11 protein-coding genes and 3 pseudogenes are annotated in these 16,028 nt (G+C 53.0%); 10 read left to right on the top strand and 4 right to left on the bottom strand.

Going from position 1 to position 16,028, the window contains the following annotated elements; translation table 11 throughout:
* Nucleotides 1-112 precede the first annotated feature (112 nt).
* Entirely contained in the window at nucleotides 113-1,348 is a 1,236-nt protein-coding gene (locus DW082_RS08700) for a site-specific integrase (RefSeq protein WP_008645569.1), read from the top strand.
* Nucleotides 1,349-1,359: 11 nt separating this feature from the next.
* Nucleotides 1,360-1,722 (top strand): hypothetical protein, encoded by a 363-nt coding sequence (locus DW082_RS08695; protein ID WP_008645570.1) that lies wholly within the window; start codon nucleotides 1,360-1,362, stop codon nucleotides 1,720-1,722.
* 79 nt (nucleotides 1,723-1,801) lie between these two features.
* Here the strand turns inward: DW082_RS08695 and DW082_RS08690 are convergent, their stop codons facing one another.
* Both DW082_RS08690 and DW082_RS08685 read right to left on the bottom strand, forming a co-directional pair.
* Nucleotides 1,802-2,107 (bottom strand): helix-turn-helix domain-containing protein, encoded by a 306-nt coding sequence (locus DW082_RS08690; protein WP_008645571.1) that lies wholly within the window; start codon nucleotides 2,105-2,107, stop codon nucleotides 1,802-1,804.
* A 39-nt stretch (nucleotides 2,108-2,146) separates the two neighbouring features.
* Nucleotides 2,147-2,440, bottom strand: coding sequence for a helix-turn-helix domain-containing protein (locus DW082_RS08685; RefSeq protein ID WP_032535412.1), 294 nt, complete (start codon nucleotides 2,438-2,440; stop codon nucleotides 2,147-2,149).
* Between the two features lie 250 nt (nucleotides 2,441-2,690).
* Here DW082_RS08685 and DW082_RS08680 point away from each other — a divergent pair, with 250 nt between their 5' ends.
* The 6 genes and pseudogenes from DW082_RS08680 (at nucleotide 2,691) to DW082_RS08655 (ending at nucleotide 13,629) form a co-directional block, all read left to right on the top strand.
* Nucleotides 2,691-3,083, top strand: a complete 393-nt coding sequence (locus DW082_RS08680) for a helix-turn-helix domain-containing protein (protein ID WP_008655856.1) — start codon at nucleotides 2,691-2,693, stop codon at nucleotides 3,081-3,083.
* Nucleotides 3,084-3,086: 3 nt separating this feature from the next.
* On the top strand, nucleotides 3,087-3,437 hold the full coding sequence (locus tag DW082_RS08675) for a helix-turn-helix domain-containing protein (protein WP_008655857.1): 351 nt from the start codon (nucleotides 3,087-3,089) through the stop codon (nucleotides 3,435-3,437).
* A 19-nt stretch (nucleotides 3,438-3,456) separates the two neighbouring features.
* The gene (locus tag DW082_RS08670; protein WP_008645573.1) at nucleotides 3,457-5,034 is read left to right on the top strand and encodes a DUF4099 domain-containing protein; all 1,578 of its coding nucleotides are present in this window, start codon (nucleotides 3,457-3,459) and stop codon (nucleotides 5,032-5,034) included.
* Nucleotides 5,035-5,093: 59 nt separating this feature from the next.
* Nucleotides 5,094-7,183: pseudogene (locus DW082_RS08665) on the top strand (DNA topoisomerase).
* 163 nt (nucleotides 7,184-7,346) lie between these two features.
* Complete coding sequence (locus tag DW082_RS08660) at nucleotides 7,347-7,799, top strand: DUF1896 domain-containing protein (protein WP_008645575.1); 453 nt, start codon at nucleotides 7,347-7,349, stop codon at nucleotides 7,797-7,799.
* Complete coding sequence (locus tag DW082_RS08655) at nucleotides 7,789-13,629, top strand: N-6 DNA methylase (protein ID WP_008655861.1); 5,841 nt, start codon at nucleotides 7,789-7,791, stop codon at nucleotides 13,627-13,629. The genes DW082_RS08660 and DW082_RS08655 overlap by 11 nt, the downstream gene beginning before the upstream one ends.
* Before the next feature lie 186 nt (nucleotides 13,630-13,815).
* Here DW082_RS08655 and DW082_RS08650 read toward each other — a convergent pair.
* Nucleotides 13,816-14,094 (bottom strand): annotated as a pseudogene (locus DW082_RS08650) (DUF418 domain-containing protein); the annotation flags it as partial.
* Nucleotides 14,095-14,212: 118 nt separating this feature from the next.
* Here DW082_RS08650 and DW082_RS08645 point away from each other — a divergent pair.
* Nucleotides 14,213-14,590, top strand: a complete 378-nt coding sequence (locus tag DW082_RS08645) for a nuclear transport factor 2 family protein (RefSeq protein WP_007366528.1) — start codon at nucleotides 14,213-14,215, stop codon at nucleotides 14,588-14,590.
* 11 nt (nucleotides 14,591-14,601) lie between these two features.
* The gene (locus tag DW082_RS08640) at nucleotides 14,602-15,459 is read left to right on the top strand and encodes a GNAT family N-acetyltransferase (protein ID WP_007366527.1); all 858 of its coding nucleotides are present in this window, start codon (nucleotides 14,602-14,604) and stop codon (nucleotides 15,457-15,459) included.
* Between the two features lie 474 nt (nucleotides 15,460-15,933).
* Here the strand turns inward: DW082_RS08640 and DW082_RS08635 are convergent.
* Nucleotides 15,934-16,028: pseudogene (locus DW082_RS08635) on the bottom strand (IS982 family transposase); the annotation flags it as partial.

The raw sequence follows: 16,028 nt of genomic DNA, 5'->3' as shown, positions 1-16,028 counted from the left end.
CAACTCACGCAACAAATCCGGTTACGGAAAAAGATTGCGCCGTTCCTCCCCGTTTTGCGTACCGGCGACGGACTCTTCACCAACTAATTTTGAACCTAAAAAAATAAGGACGATGAAGAGTACATTTTCAGTAATCTACTACCTCAAACGTCAGGTAGTGAAAAAGGACGGGACAGTACCCGTCATGGGACGCATTACGGTGGACGGCAGCCAAACGCAGTTCAGCTGCAAACTGACCGTCGATCCCAAGCTGTGGGACACCAAAGGGGGACGTGTCACGGGCAGAAGCTCGGCGGCACTCGAAACGAACCGCATGCTCGACAAGATGCGTGTGCGCATCAACAAACACTATCAGGAAATCATGGAGCGTGACAACTTCGTCACGGCGGAGAAGGTCAAGAACGCCTTTCTCGGACTGGAACATCGCTATCACACGCTGATGCAGGTGTTCCGGCAGCACAACGAAGACTACGAGAAACAGGTGGATGCTGGCATGAAAGCCAAAGGCACGCTCCTGAAGTACAGGACCGTTTACAAGCACCTGCAAGAGTTCCTCACCATCCGCTACCGCGTGAAGGACATCGCGCTGAAAGAGCTTACGCCCGCCTTCATCTCCGACTTCGAGATGTTCCTGCGCACGGACAAGCACTGCTGCACCAACACCGTGTGGCTGTATGTCTGCCCCTTGCGGACGATGGTGTTCATCGCCATCAACAACGAGTGGCTCACACGCGACCCATTCCGGGAGTATGAAATCAAGAAGGAGGAAACGACACGCAGTTTCCTGACGAAAGAGGAAATCCGGCTGCTGATGGAGGGCAGGCTGAAAAACGCCAAGCAGGAGCTTTACCGCGACCTCTACCTGTTCTGCGCCTTCACGGGCCTGTCGTTCGCCGACATGCGCAACCTGACGGAAGAGAACATCCATACCTACTTCGACGAACACGAGTGGATAAACATCAACCGCCAGAAGACGGGCGTGGTGTCCAATATCCGCCTGCTCGACATCGCAAAGCGCATCATCGACAAATACCGGGGTCTGTGCGGGAACGGCAGGATTTTCCCCGTTCCCCACTACAACACGTGCCTTGCCGGAATCCGTTCCGTCGCCAAGCGTTGCGGCATCACCAAGCACATCACGTGGCATCAGAGCCGACACACGGCAGCCACGACGGTGTTCCTCTCCAACGGCGTACCCATCGAAACGGTCAGTTCCATGCTGGGACACAAGAGCATAAAAACGACGCAGATATACGCGAAAATCACCAAAGAAAAGCTCAACCAAGACATGGAGAACCTTGCCGCAAGGTTGAACGGCATCGAGGAATTTGCAGGTTGCACCATCTAAAAAGAAAAGCCATGAAACGTGACATAATCATCATAGAGGACAAGGCGGTCAGCGTAACCGGTAACGAGATATGGATGACCTCCACAGAAATCGCCGGACTGTTCCACACGGGCGTCCCGGCAGTGAACGCCGCCATCAGAGCCGTCCGCAAGCCGGACGTGCTGAACGACTACGAGGTGTGTCGCTACATGCGGCTTGAAAACGGGCTTTCAGCCGACGTGTATTCGCTGGAAATCATCATCCCCATCGCCTTCCGGCTGAACACCTACCATGCACACGTGTTCCGCACGTGGCTGGTGGGCAAGGCACTCTCGAAGGAAAAGCGGCAGGCATACGTGATGTTCATACAGAACGGAAAAGCCGGGTATTGCTAAACACGCATAAAAAGAAAAAAGAAAAAGGAAACGGACAGCCCGTATGGAGTTGCCCGTTTCCTTTTTTCATGCAGCCGCCTTATTCCATCGGCTTGCGGTAGTTCGCCTCCAATAGTTCACGCAACCCCGATTCGGGGTAAAGCACCTTCCCTCCCAAAAGTATAAAGGGCAGCACCCTGTTGTTGCGGTACTCCTGCAAGGTGCGGCGGCTGACACGGAGCAGTTCCGCCACCTCCCTGTCCGTCAGGTAACGCTCCCCGTCCAACGGCGGGCGGTAACTTTCCAGAAAGGCGGAGAGCCATTTCGAGCCTTTGCGCATGTTCTGCACGACGGTGGCAAGCGGCTCGTCCTCCATCGTAAACACTTCATTGTTCTCGTTCATCATAACTTCGGATTCAGTGGGTTGTGAATAATAAAAATCAAATCATTTTCCGCCGGGATAGAGCGTGCCGACAAGCGGAATGAGCCTTTTGACCTCCTCCGGCTTGTAATAGAACCTGCGGTTTATCTGCGAGTAGCCGATAAGCCGCCTGTCACGCAAAGTCTGCAACGTGCGCGGGCTGATCCTCAACTGCCCGCAGACCTCCTCGCCCGTGAGCCACCTTTCCATCCGCCCGCCGTCGCTCCTGCGCCTCAGGGCGGCTACCTTCTCCGCGAGGGCGTTGAAGGACGCCACCATCATCTCGAAGGTCTTTTTCTCGATAGATACTATTTCCATAAGCAAAACATTTCAGAGTTTGCCGCAAAGGTAACGAAGCCGCCTTGAACACGTACCGTTTCCCGCTAAAAGGCAGCTTGTTGCGCCGTCTGTCCGGGTTACGGAGCCATTATCCGTAAAAATCTTACGTGAGCCACGTAGTGAGCTGTTAAAGCCCATTTGGTTTATTGCCGAATTTTGTCGCAGAAACATAGCGCAAGCCGAGCGCAGAACGTCAAGCCCGCTTGAACGGTATGCCGAGGCGCAGCCTATGTTCATGCAAATAAACCAAAAGAAAGAACTGAATATGAAAGTGATAACGATGGAAAGTTCCGCCTTCACCGCATTGACGGAACAGATAGCCGAGATAGCGGCACACGTGCGTGCCGTTTCCGGCGGTAGGAAGGAAGAAGCTCCCGACAGGTTGCTCACCACCCGCGAGGCGGCGCACCTGCTGAACGTGAGTTGCCGCACCCTCCAGCGCATGCGCAGCGAACAGCGCATCGCCTATGTCGTGCTGCGCGGCAAGTGCCGCTACCGGCAGTCGGAAATCGACCGCCTGCTCGAAGACAGCACCGTTACGGGCGAAGCCGCGACACCGGAACAGTTGAAACGCAACCACACGCTGCGCACGGGCGGCAGACCCAAAGGAAGGAGGACGTAAGACATGGAACTGCTTACCCGCAACAATTTCGAGAACTGGATGCAGAAGGTGATGGAACGGCTCGACCGTCAGGACGAGATGCTGCTCTCCATGCAGCCGTCCGGCAAAGCCCCGAACCCGATGGACGGGATCAGGCTTTTCGACAACCAAGACCTGTGCATACTGCTCCAGATCAGCAAGCGCACCCTGCAACGCTACCGCAGCATCGGCGCGCTGCCCTACAAGACGCTCGGCAAAAAGACCTATTACAGCGAGGCGGACGTGCTGACGTTCCTCTCCGAACATGTAAAGGATTTCCGCAAGGAAGACATAGCCTTCTACAAGGCTCGTATCCATAATTTCTTTCAAAAATAACCATTAAAACATTTTTCAGATGGCAAAGAAAAAAGACGAAAAGGACGTGCTGGTTGTCCGTGACGAGAAGACGGGCGAAATCAGCGTGGTAGCCGGGCTGAACGCCGACGGCTCCCCCAAGCGTATCCCCGCGAAAGCGGAGAACGCGCAGAGTTTCCTGCAATTCGACCGGCACGGCGACGTGCTGGACAACTTCTTCAGGAACTTCTTCCGGCAGTGCAGGGAACCCAGCCGCTTCGGTTTCTACCGTGTCGCGGCGGACCAAGCCGACAAACTGCTGGAGGTTATCAAGGACTTGCTGAAAGATCCCGACGGCAACAAGGAGATGCTTGCGCCCCACAAGGTGGACACCTCCGGCTACGAAAAGAAAGTACAGGAGGAGCAGTCCGCCGAAAAACAGGAACAACCGGAACAGAAACAAGATGACGAACCTAAAAAACAGGAAGAAATGGAACAGAAAAACGAACAGAATCAGGAAAGTCCTCAGCAGACGCAGGGCAACCGGGGCTACCAGCCCATCGACGAGAGCAAGATCAACTGGCAGAAGTTGGAGGAGAAATGGGGCGTGAAGCGCGACGACCTTGAAAAGTCGGGCGACCTTAACAGGATGCTCAACTACGGCAAGTCCGACTTGGTGAGGGTGTCGCCCAATTTCGGCGGAGAGGCTTTCGAACTGGACGCCCGCCTCTCCTTCAAGAAGGACGGCGAGGGCAACGTCAGCCTTGTGCCGCACTTCATCCGCAAGGAGCAGAAGCTCGACGACTACAAGGAACACAAGTTCTCCGACGATGACCGGAAGAACCTGCGCGAAACGGGCAACCTCGGCAGGGTCGTGGACCTCGTGGACAGGGAAACGGGCGAGATCATCCCCTCGTTCGTCAGCATCGACCGCAAGACGAACGAAATCACGGATGTCTCGGCCAGCAAGGTGCGCATACCGGAACGCATCGGCAAGACGGAAATCACCAAGCAGGAGCAGGACATGCTGCGTGCCGGTCTGCCCGTGCGTGACAAACTCATCGAACGCAAGGACGGCAGGAAGTTCGTCACCACCCTGCAAGTGAACGTGGAGCAGCGCGGCGTGGAGTTCGTGCCGGGAACCGGCAGGTCGCCCCGTGCCGTCCAGACACAGGAAAATAAGGAGAAACAGGCGCAAGGTACGGAAAACACAGCCAACACGAACAAGGAGCAACGCCGCAACACGTGGACGAACGCCGACGGCAGCATCCGCCCCATCAGCAAATGGAGCGGCGTGGACTTCACCGAGCAGCAGAAAGCCGACTACGTGGCGGGCAAAGCCGTGAAACTGGAGAACGTGACCGACAAGCAGGGCTTCCACGCCACGATGTACATCAAGTTCAACCCGGAGAAGGGACGCCCGTACCGCTACGACACCAACCCCGACAACGCGCAGAAGGTCGCGCCTTCCAACGAGAGCCGCACGCAGGTGGCGGTGAACAGCGAGGGCAAGACCAACGAGGCTACCAAGAACCTGAAGGAGCCGTTGCGGAAGGGACAGACCGCCCCGAAGGACACCGCGCAGCAACAGCAGCAGGAGAAGCCGCAAAAAAGAAACAATAAGGGCATGAAGATGTAATCCGGTGTCCGCCACTAAATCCGAAGTAACATTTGTAAAATTCAAAACGACAGAAGAATATGAAGACAATCATTGCAGAAAAGCCGTCTGTGGCACGTGAGATCGCCCGTATCGTGGGCGCGACAAAGAGAGAGGAAGGATATTTCGAGGGAGGCGGCTACGCCGTGACTTGGGCGTTCGGACATCTCGTACAGCTTGCCATGCCCGACGGCTACGGCATACGCGGCTTCGTCCGTGACAACCTGCCCGTCATCCCCGACACCTTCACGCTCGTCCCCCGTCAGGTAAAGACGGAGAAGGGCTACAAGCCCGACAGCGGCGTGGTGACGCAGATCAAGACCGTCACCCGGCTATTCAAGGAAAGTGAACAGATCATCGTGGCGACCGATGCCGGACGCGAGGGTGAGCTTATTTTCCGCTACCTCTACCATTACACCGGATGCGCCACCCCGTTCGTCCGCCTCTGGATAAGCTCGCTTACCGACAAGGCTATCCGCGAGGGACTGCGCAACCTTGAAGCGGGCGGCAAATACGACGACCTCTATCTTGCCGCCAAAGCGCGGAGCGAATCGGACTGGCTCGTGGGCATCAACGGCACGCAGGCACTCTCCATCGCCGCCGGACACGGCACTTACTCCGTCGGGCGGGTGCAGACACCTACATTGGCGATGGTGTGCGCACGCTACTGGGAGAACCGCCGCTTCACGCCCGAAGCCTTCTGGCAGCTCCATATCGCAACGGACGGCTGCGACGAAGGAACTGTGAAGTTTTCCTCTTCCGAAAAATGGAAAGAGAAAGAGCCCGCGACGGAACTGTATAATAAGGTGAAGTCGGCAGGCACAGCCACCGTCACGAAAGCCGAACGCAAGGAGAAGACGGAGGAAACACCGCTCCTGTACGACCTGACCACGCTCCAGAAGGAAGCCAACACCAAGCACGGCTTCACGGCGGAACAGACGCTTGAAATCGCGCAGAAGCTCTACGAGAAGAAGCTCATCACCTATCCGAGAACCGGAAGCCGCTACATCCCCGAGACGTGTTCGCCGAAATCCCCAAGCTGCTCGCCTTCATCGGGGCTTTGCCCGAATGGAAAGGCAAGGTGCAGCCGAAAGCCGTCCCGACACGCAGAAGCGTGGACGGTAGCAAGGTGACGGACCACCACGCCCTGCTCGTCACGGGAGAGAAACCGCTGTTCCTCTCCAAAGAAGACAACACCGTCTATCAGATGGTTGCCGGGCGCATGATCGAGGCGTTCTCCGAGAAATGCGTCAAGGACACCGCTACCGTCACGGCGGAGTGTGCCGGAGTGGAGTTCACGGTGAAAGGCAGCGTCATCAGGCAAGCCGGATGGCGTGCCGTATATGGTGAGGAGGACAAGGAAGAAACCGCCATCCCCGGCTGGCGGGAAGGCGACACGCTGACGTTGAAAGGCTGTTCCATCACGGAGGGAAAGACCAAACCCAAGCCGTTGCATACCGAAGCAACCTTGCTCTCGGCTATGGAAACGGCGGGCAAGGACATAGAGGACGACGCACTCCGTCAGGCTTTGAAGGACTGCGGCATCGGCACGCCCGCCACCCGTGCCGCCATCATCGAAACGCTCTTCAAGCGCGGCTACATGGAACGCTGCAAGAAATCGCTTGTGCCGACAGAAAAAGGGCTTGCCCTTTACTCTGTCGTGAAGACGATGCGCATCGCCGACGTCGCCATGACGGGCGAATGGGAGAAGAATCTGGCACGCATCGAGCGCGGGGAGCTGCCCGCCGACACCTTCTGCAAGGAGATAGAGGCGTACACAAAGGAGATTACCTCCGAACTGCTCTCGTGCGACAAGCTGTTCGCCCGCAGGGATTCCGGCTGCAAGTGTCCCAAGTGCGGAACGGGCAGTATGCAGTTCTACGGCAAGGTCGTCCGCTGCGACAACGCGGACTGCGGGCTACCCGTGTTCCGCCTGAAGGCGAACCGCACCCTTTCCGATGACGAGATCAAAGAGCTGCTCACCGATGGGCATACGAAGCCGCTCAAAGGCTTCAAGAGCAAGCAGGGCAAGAGCTTCGACGCCATAGTCGCCTTTGACGGGGACTATAACACGACTTTCGTGTTCCCCGAAAGGAAAACGAGCAGGAAATTTTCAGGACGGAAGAAATAGTATTAACTTTGCCACTTGTTCAGAGTAATGAATTGTTCTTCGATACCGGATTACACTCATACTTTGGATTTAGTGGTGGCACTCGGAGGGATACCGAGTGCCTTTTCATTCTCCTTTTCAGACGATTATCCCCATCATTATCAACCCACTAAATTCCAAAGTAATGAACAACAAGAAGAAAAACGAAGGTCAGACCGACTTTTCCTATTACGGTCTGTACCTGCTGGACTATCTCCGCACGAACAGGTTTGAACAGGCTTCCGACGATGCCTTCATCCGGGAACGTGCCGACCGTGCCGCCGAAACGTATGAGCGTGCGCGGCTCGAAGGCTATCCGTCCGAGGGGGCGCAGGAGTTGGCGATGGACACGCTCCTGCGTGGTCTTCGCTATTCCAAGTACGCCATCCTCCGCGAAGTCGTGGAAAACGAGTTTGCCGACGAAGTGCCGGAAAAGAAACGCGAAGCCTTCATCCGAAAGCTGCTGCCGCCTGTCGGCAACGTATTCTCCGCCTATGATCTTTCGGACGACAACTTCGCCCTGTCGCCCGAATACGACCTGCTCTACACGGAGCTGACGGGAGCCGTCGTCCTTTATATCGGGGAATATGGCGTTTAACCGCAAACAACGGCTGCGGGACAACATCGAGGCGATACGGACGGCATTCATCCTTGACAGGGAACGGAGGACGGCAACCGCCGAGGAACAAGCCATACTTCGGAAGTATTGCGGTTTCGGCGGGTTGAAGTGCATACTGAACCCGGCAAAGGAACTGACGGATGCCGTGCATTGGGCGAAATCGGACCTCGAACTGTTTGCCCCTACGGTGGAACTGCACAGGCTGGTGCGTGAAAACAGCAAGGACGATACGGAGTACAAGCGGTACGCGGATGCCATGAAGCAGTCCGTGCTGACCGCATTCTACACACCGCCGGAGATAACCGGCACGATTGCGGAGGCTCTGCATGAACACGGCATACGTCCCGACCGTGTGTTGGAGCCGTCGGCGGGCGTGGGCGCATTCGTGGATGCCGTGCTGGAAAACAAGCCGGACGCGGACATCATGGCTTTCGAGAAAGACCTGATGACGGGCAAGATATTGGGACACCTGCATCCCGACCAAAAGGTAAGGGTGCAGGGATTCGAGAAGATAGAGAAGCCCTTCACGGATTATTTCGACCTTGCCATCTCGAACATCCCGTTCGGCGACGTGGCTGTGTTCGACCCGGAGTTTACAGGAAGCCAAGACCCGGCAAGGCGTTCCGCACCGAAGGCAATACACAACTACTTCTTCCTGAAAAGCCTTGACGCTGTGCGTGAGGGCGGCATCGTGGCGTTCATCACCTCGCAGGGGGTGCTGGACGCACCGTCCAACGCACCCATACGCGAGTATATGATGCGTAATGCCAATCTGGTGGGTGTCGCACGCCTGCCGAACAATCTCTTCACGGACAACGCGGGTACGGAGGTGGGCAGCGACCTGATTATCCTGCAAAAGAACAGCGGAAAGAACGGGGAACTGTACTACAACGAGAAACTTTTCATGCAGACCGAACAGACGCCCATCGGCACTTCGGTGAACGGGTATGTATGGAGCATCAGCTCTCTTTCCAATACGGATTTAATCAGAGGCACAGACCCTTACGGGAAACCTGCCTATCAACTCCTGCACCGGGGCGGCATCGGGCAAATGGCGGAGGACTTGCGGGAACATCTGAAAATCGAGTTGCATCAGTTTGACAAAGAACTGTATGAAATGTACAGCCTGCATCCGGCACAGGGGAAAAGCACGGTTACGGAAACCATTTCCATACCAGTTGTCACTCCTGAGATACAGCCACGTAATGAAATGGCAGCCAAGCCCGAAGCGGTAACACCGCAGCCGGAGGAAGAAAAGCCGGAGATAGAGCCGCACCGTCCCGATTATTCGGAGGGCGTGCAGCTCTCCCTGCTCGACCTCTGGGGCATGACCGAGGAGGTACGCAAGCAGGAAGCACCCTCCAAGAAGAAAAAGACGGCGAAAAAGGAAAGCCCGGCAAGACGTATGCCTCCCAAACCGCAGGCGCAGGTTACGCCGAAGGTTACGACCGCACCGCCACAGCCGTCTGCCGCACCACCGACGGAGAACAGGGACAGCCAAGAAACAAAGCCGGTGAGTGTCGCAGCCAAAGCCGATCCGGATGATATTTACGCCACTTTGGATTGGGATACCAACCCGCCCATCAACGGCTTCTATGAAATGATGATGGACCTCACGCCGGAGCGACGCAAGGAGCTTCGCAGGCTGGCGGCACAGCATCAGGAGAAACGGCAGCATGTCCCGGACGTGAAAGCCGCACCGGAGCAGGAAACACGGCAACCCGAAACGCAGCCGGAAGTTGCCGCCACTCCTGCCGCTCACGCAACGGAAACGGCTGCAACCTCCCTTTTCCCCGAAATGGAAGCGGAAAAACCGGAGGAGGAACCTCTCGACCTTTCTCCCCGTCCGTTCAACGGCATGCTGGAGCCGCACTATCGTGACGGCTCTATGGTACTGGATGCTTCACGCAATCTCGGTTATTTGAAAGACCTCACGCCTTACGGCGCGACATTCCAACCGCTTGACCTGACTGGCTACCAGAAGGAGAAAGCGATGTTGTATGTGTCACTCCGTGATTCATACGAGCGGCTTTACCGCTACGAGGCGGAGTATCACGATGAAGGGTCTGCACAACGCATAGCGTTGAACACCTGCTACGATGAGTTTGTCATGCGCTACGGCAACCTCAATGCCAAGCAGAACGTGAAACTGTTGATGATGGATGCCGCCGGGCGCGACATCCTTTCGTTGGAACGTGCGGAAGACGGCAGGTTCGTCAAGGCGGACATCTTCGAGCGTCCCGTTTCCTTCTCGGTGGAGAGCCATGCCAACGTAAGCTCTCCCGAAGAGGCACTCTCCGCATCGCTCAACAAGTTCGGCACGGTCAATCTCGACTATATGCGGGAGATAACCGACAGCACGGAAGAGGGATTGCTTGACGCCCTCAAAGGACGCATCTTCTACAACCCGCTCGTAACCGGTTACGAGATAAAGGACAGGTTCATCGCCGGGAACGTGATAGAGAAGGCGGAGCGCATCAAGGCATGGATGGGTGACAACCCAGAAAACGGGCGTATGCCGGAAGTGAAGCAGGCGTTGTTGGCTCTGAAAGAAGCCGAGCCGCCGCGCATCGCCTTCGAGGACCTCGACTTCAATTTCGGGGAACGCTGGATTCCGACGGGCGTGTACGCCGCCTACATGAGCCATCTTTTCGACACGGACGTGAAAATCGCCTACTCCGCAAGCATGGACGAGTATTCGGTGGCGTGCGGCTACCGCACCATGAAAATCACGGACGAGTTTTTAGTGAAGGGCTATTACCGGAACTATGACGGTATGCACCTGTTGAAACACGCCCTGCACAACACCTGCCCCGACATGATGAAGTCCATCGGCAAGGATGAGCATGGCAATGACATCAAGGTGCGCGACAGCGAGGGCATACAGCTCGCCAACGCCAAGATTGACGAAATCCGTAACGGGTTCTCGGAATGGCTGGAAGAGCAGTCGCCGCAGTTCAAGGAACGGCTGACGACAATGTACAACCGCAAGTTCAACTGTTTCGTGCGACCGAAGTATGACGGTTCGCACCAGACGTTTCCCGACCTCAATCTGAAAGGATTGGCAAGCCGGGGTATTCAAAGCGTTTATCCGTCGCAGAAGGATTGCGTCTGGATGATAAAACAGAACGGAGGCGGGATCTGTGACCACGAAGTTGGAACAGGTAAAACACTGATAATGTGTATTGCAGCGCATGAAATGAAGCGTCTGAACTTGGCGCACAAGCCGATGATTATCGGCTTGAAGGCGAACGTGGCGGAGATAGTAGCCACTTATCAGGCGGCATATCCTAATGCGAGGATTCTCTACGCTTCGGAAAAGGATTTCTCGACTGCCAACCGCGTGCGTTTTTTCAACAACATCAAGAACAACGACTACGATTGCGTCATCATGTCGCACGACCAGTTCGGCAAGATACCACAGTCGCCGGAGTTGCAACAGCGCATCCTGCAAGCGGAGCTTGACACGGTGGAGGAAAACCTTGAAGTGCTGCGGCAGCAGGGCAAGAACGTGTCGCGGGCGATGCTGAAAGGATTGGAGAAACGCAAGCACAACCTTGTGGCGAAGTTGGAGAAAGTGGAACACGCCATCAAATCCCGCACGGATGACGTAGTGGACTTCAAGCAGATGGGCATCGACCACATCTTCATTGACGAGAGCCACCAATTCAAGAACTTGACTTTCAACACCCGGCATGACCGTGTGGCGGGGTTGGGAAACTCGGAAGGAAGCCAGAAAGCCCTGAATATGCTTTTTGCCATACGAACTATACAGGAGCGCACGGACAAGGACTTGGGGGCTACGTTCCTGTCCGGCACAACCATTTCCAACAGTCTGACGGAATTGTACCTGCTCTTCAAGTATCTGCGTCCGAAGGAATTGGAAAGGCAGGATATCCGATGCTTCGACGCATGGGCGGCAATTTTCGCCAAAAAGACAACCGACTTCGAGTTCAACGTGACGAACAATGTGGTTCAGAAGGAGCGTTTCCGATATTTCATCAAAGTGCCGGAGCTTGCCGCCTTCTACAACGAGATTACCGATTACCGCACGGCGGAGGACGTGGGTGTGGATCGTCCGCGTAAGAACGAGATACTGCATCACATACCTCCCACGCCCGACCAAGAGTATTTCATCAAACAGCTGATGCAGTTCGCCAAGACGGGTGACGCCACGCTGCTGGGCAGACCGCCCCTGTCGGAAACGGAGGAGAAGGCGAAGATGCTTATCGCCACCGATTACGCGCGGAAGATGGCTCTCGACATGCGCATGATAGACCCGCATTATGAGGACCACCCCGACAACAAGGCTTCCCACTGCGCCAAGACGATTGCGGAGTATTACCACAAATACGACGCGCAGAAAGGCACGCAGTTCGTGTTCTCGGATCTGGGAACATACCAGCCGGGCGACGGATGGAACGTGTACAGCGAGATAAAGCGGAAGCTGACGGAGGACTACGGCATCCCGGCAAGCGAGGTGCGCTTCATTCAGGAGTGCAAGACCGACAAGGCACGCAAGGGGGTGATAGACGCCATGAACGCCGGAACGGTGCGCGTGCTGTTCGGTTCCACTTCCATGCTCGGAACGGGTGTGAACGCGCAGAAACGGTGTGTCGCAATCCATCATTTGGATACGCCGTGGCGTCCATCCGACCTGCAACAGCGTGACGGACGCGGAGTTAGGGCGGGCAACGAGATTGCCAAGCGTTTTGCCGGGAACAATGTGGATGTCATCATCTACGCGGTGGAAAAGTCGTTGGACAGCTACAAGTTCAACCTGCTGCACTGCAAGCAGACGTTCATCTCGCAGCTCAAAAGCGGGGCGATGGGCGCACGTACCATCGATGAGGGGGCTATGGACGAGAAATCGGGCATGAACTTCTCGGAGTACATGGCGTTGCTCTCCGGCAATACCGACCTTTTGGACAAGGCGAAACTGGAGAAGCGTATCGCATCGCTTGAAGGGGAACGCAAGTCGTTCAACAAGGGCAAGCGCGATTCGGAGTTCAAGCTGGAAGCCAAGACGGGGGAACTGCGCAACAACACGGCTGTCATCGAAGCCATGACGGAGGACTGGAACCGTTTTCTTTCCGTTGTGCAGACTGATAAGGAAGGTAGTCGCCTTAATATTGTCAAGGTGGACGGCGTGGATTCAACCGACGAAAAAGTTATTGGAAAGCGTTTGCAGGAGATAGCCAAGAACGCCACGACGGGCGGTTTGTACAAGCCTGTCGGGGAGATTTACGGTTTCCCGATAATGGTGGTCAGCGAGAGGATACTCAAAGAGGGGCTGGAATTTACCGACAATCGCTTCGTGGTGGAAGGGAATTACAAATACACCTATAACAACGGGCATCTGGCGATGGCTGACCCGGTAGCCGCCGCACGTAATTTCCTGAATGCATTGGAGAGGATTCCGTCCATCATCGACCAGTATAAGGCGAAGAACGAGGTGCTGGAAAAGGAGGTTCCGCAGTTGCAGGAGATAGCGGGCAAGGTGTGGAAGAAAGAGGACGAACTGAAACAGTTGAAGTCCGAACTTGCCGCGCTTGACCGCAAGATACAGTTGGAGCTTGCGCCGCCCGCGCAGGAAGTCACCGAAAAAGAAAAGAACGGGCAGGAGATCAAGCCAGATGCGGAAGGTGTACGGAGCATATCGCCACAACAAACCGATGATGTCCCGCAGATTCGCAGCCCGATGGATAAACGAAGTCCGTCTGGCAATTTCATTGCCAATCATATCATTATCGGGCGTCCGGGTTTTCAGTTTAAGGATGAAAACCGATCGAAAGGGATAAAAATTTAAAATTATGAATTTTATATAAAATATTAATAGGGGCTATCCAAAAGGTCTAAAAGTAAATCTTATCCCCTCTGCAAGTATCTGTAGAAGAGTGATTGCAAGAATTTCTTTCTTTTTGGGCAGCCTCTATTAAATTTATTTATTCTTTCTTGATTTATGTTTATAAACATTATACCAAAAACATTCCAACTAACCTTGTTTATGTTTTGTCAGCCACCATTTGCACAACCATATTTGACTCCCAAAGAGAGTGAATTCGATAAGATAACTTGCTGCATACCCACAATAAGGGGCTAAATAGAATACGAATGGGAAATAGATAACAGTACCGACAACAGATTGCGTTATGTAGTTGGTTAAACTCATTTTACCATAAAGCTGTAATGTGGAAACCGCTTTTTTGACACGTTCCTTATGACACAATAATATGAACGAGAATATTTCTACAGAATCATCAGTAAAACAGAAAAAAATACTAATTTTGTTTTTGATGATCATTTCAAAAGGAATTAGAAAAAATGTCTAATTCTAACTTATAGAGGAAAAAGCAACAATTAAATATTAAAGAATAAAAGATACGAAAAATATGACGCCAAAAGAGATACTACAAGAATGGATTGACTGCTTCAACGCCGCCGATGCAGTCGCTTTGGCAAACTTATACGCTCAGGATGCCATAAACCATCAAGTCGCAAACACCCCGGTTATAGGAAAAACAGCTATCCATAAAATGTTTGTAAATGAATTTGCAACCTCAAAAATGGTTTGTATTGTTGAGCATATATTCGAGGATGGAGAATGGGCTATCATGGAATGGAAAGATCCGCTCGGGTTGCGAGGATGCGGATTCTTCCATGTGCAAAACGATAAAATCGTTTTCCAAAGAGGTTATTGGGATAAGCTCAGCTTTCTCAAACAGCACGGTTTAACCGTAGAGAATAGTGATAAAAATCCAAACACATAACACCGTCCGATATGGGAATCATCATTCATTCTTTAGAGTCCGTTTCTTTCAAAGATTTGTATGCGGCATTCTCATCCGCATTCAAAGATTATGATTTCTCTTTGAATGCGGATGAATTGCGACGCATGCTCGACCGACGAGGATACAATCCACAACTATCTTTCGGAGCATTTTTCGAAGGACGGCTGATTTCTTTTGTGTTTAACGGAACAGGCATGTACAACAACATCTTGACGGCCTATGACACAGGGACGGGAACCGTACCTTCATTCCGGGGATTACACCTAACCCAAAAAATATTCACTTTCAGCCTCGAATTGATATATCAACAAGGAGTTCGGCAATATGTACTGGAAGTTTTGCAACACAATCACAAAGCAATAAAAATATATCGCAAATTAGGCTTTGAAACACAGAGAAATTTCAACTACTACTCTGCCAAACTGAGCGATATTGTTCCTGTATTGCAAGTAAACCATACCGCATGTCGCATACTCCCATCGGATTTAAAAAACTGCCTTAACCAAACGGCCTGGTTCGATTTTCATCCTTCATGGCAAAATGACAGGGCTTCACTGGAACGCGGAATCGACAATTTGGACATATTGGGAGCTTATGAAAGAGAAGAACTTGTCGGATTTGTTATCTTTGAACCGGCATCAGGCGATATTTCATCCCTCGCAGTTGCAAAAGATTACCGGCGTAAAGGAATAGGTAAGTCCTTGCTTAAAAGTGCTGTCAGTCATTTTCAAAGCGATGTACTCAAATTTACTAATGTTGATTGCGATTGTGAATCAGTCACTGGTTTCTTGTCATCATTAGGACTTACCCCAAAAGGACAACAGTTTGAAATGGTCAGAAAAATTTAACCTACATTTATATGAATAGCCCTCATCATCAAATAACGGTTCTCAGCTATACGCAGGCAGGGATTTTAACCACTGAACTTCCTACGAAGAACTGAACTTTAAATTTACCACTTAACTGTCCTACGAAGCACGAAAGCCCTGCTTGCGTATAGGTGATGTTATGCGGTCGGTTTTCATTTTCTCTTCTTTCTCGTTAATTTGTCAAGCAAAGTTACTAAATTTGCAGTCAAGCAATTTCAATTTTTGAATTATGTATTTCAGCAGACCTTGGACTTCTATCTAAGTGATAGGCAGTCCTGAAAATTCCAATCTCTTTTAGGTCAAGACAATTAGTCTATGGGTTTCGTGTACCGACTTTTTTGTAAAGGCGTTACGTTGTCATAGTTGCTCTGTCGGGTAATACTGTCTATTCACTTCTCCACGATTTGAATTCAAGTATTCACCTGTAAGAAGTTACTAAACCTGTTGGCGGAATTAATTTAGTGCATACTTAATTCTGCCAATGGGCTTGTCGTTAATGAAGTTTACGTATTGCAGAATGGTAAGTGCACTAATTTTGCCAATGATTC

Source organism: Alistipes sp. AF48-12 (genome assembly GCF_003477565.1).
In the GTDB taxonomy this organism is placed as follows: Bacteria; Bacteroidota; Bacteroidia; order Bacteroidales; family Rikenellaceae; genus Alistipes_A; species Alistipes_A hominis.
Note: the sequence above shows the minus strand (reverse complement) of the source record. Positions and strands in the feature narration are given on the sequence as shown.

What these genes read in the sequence shown, in the direction of transcription:
- DW082_RS08700 (WP_008645569.1), top strand. Translation starts at nt 113, where the DNA reads ATGAAGAGTACATTTTCAGTAATCTACTACCTCAAACGTCAGGTAGTG.
- DW082_RS08695 (WP_008645570.1), top strand. Translation starts at nt 1,360, where the DNA reads ATGAAACGTGACATAATCATCATAGAGGACAAGGCGGTCAGCGTAACC.
- DW082_RS08690 (WP_008645571.1), bottom strand. Translation starts at nt 2,107, where the DNA reads ATGATGAACGAGAACAATGAAGTGTTTACGATGGAGGACGAGCCGCTT.
- DW082_RS08685 (WP_032535412.1), bottom strand. Translation starts at nt 2,440, where the DNA reads ATGGAAATAGTATCTATCGAGAAAAAGACCTTCGAGATGATGGTGGCG.
- DW082_RS08680 (WP_008655856.1), top strand. Translation starts at nt 2,691, where the DNA reads ATGTTCATGCAAATAAACCAAAAGAAAGAACTGAATATGAAAGTGATA.
- DW082_RS08675 (WP_008655857.1), top strand. Translation starts at nt 3,087, where the DNA reads ATGGAACTGCTTACCCGCAACAATTTCGAGAACTGGATGCAGAAGGTG.
- DW082_RS08670 (WP_008645573.1), top strand. Translation starts at nt 3,457, where the DNA reads ATGGCAAAGAAAAAAGACGAAAAGGACGTGCTGGTTGTCCGTGACGAG.
- DW082_RS08660 (WP_008645575.1), top strand. Translation starts at nt 7,347, where the DNA reads ATGAACAACAAGAAGAAAAACGAAGGTCAGACCGACTTTTCCTATTAC.
- DW082_RS08655 (WP_008655861.1), top strand. Translation starts at nt 7,789, where the DNA reads ATGGCGTTTAACCGCAAACAACGGCTGCGGGACAACATCGAGGCGATA.
- DW082_RS08645 (WP_007366528.1), top strand. Translation starts at nt 14,213, where the DNA reads ATGACGCCAAAAGAGATACTACAAGAATGGATTGACTGCTTCAACGCC.
- DW082_RS08640 (WP_007366527.1), top strand. Translation starts at nt 14,602, where the DNA reads ATGGGAATCATCATTCATTCTTTAGAGTCCGTTTCTTTCAAAGATTTG.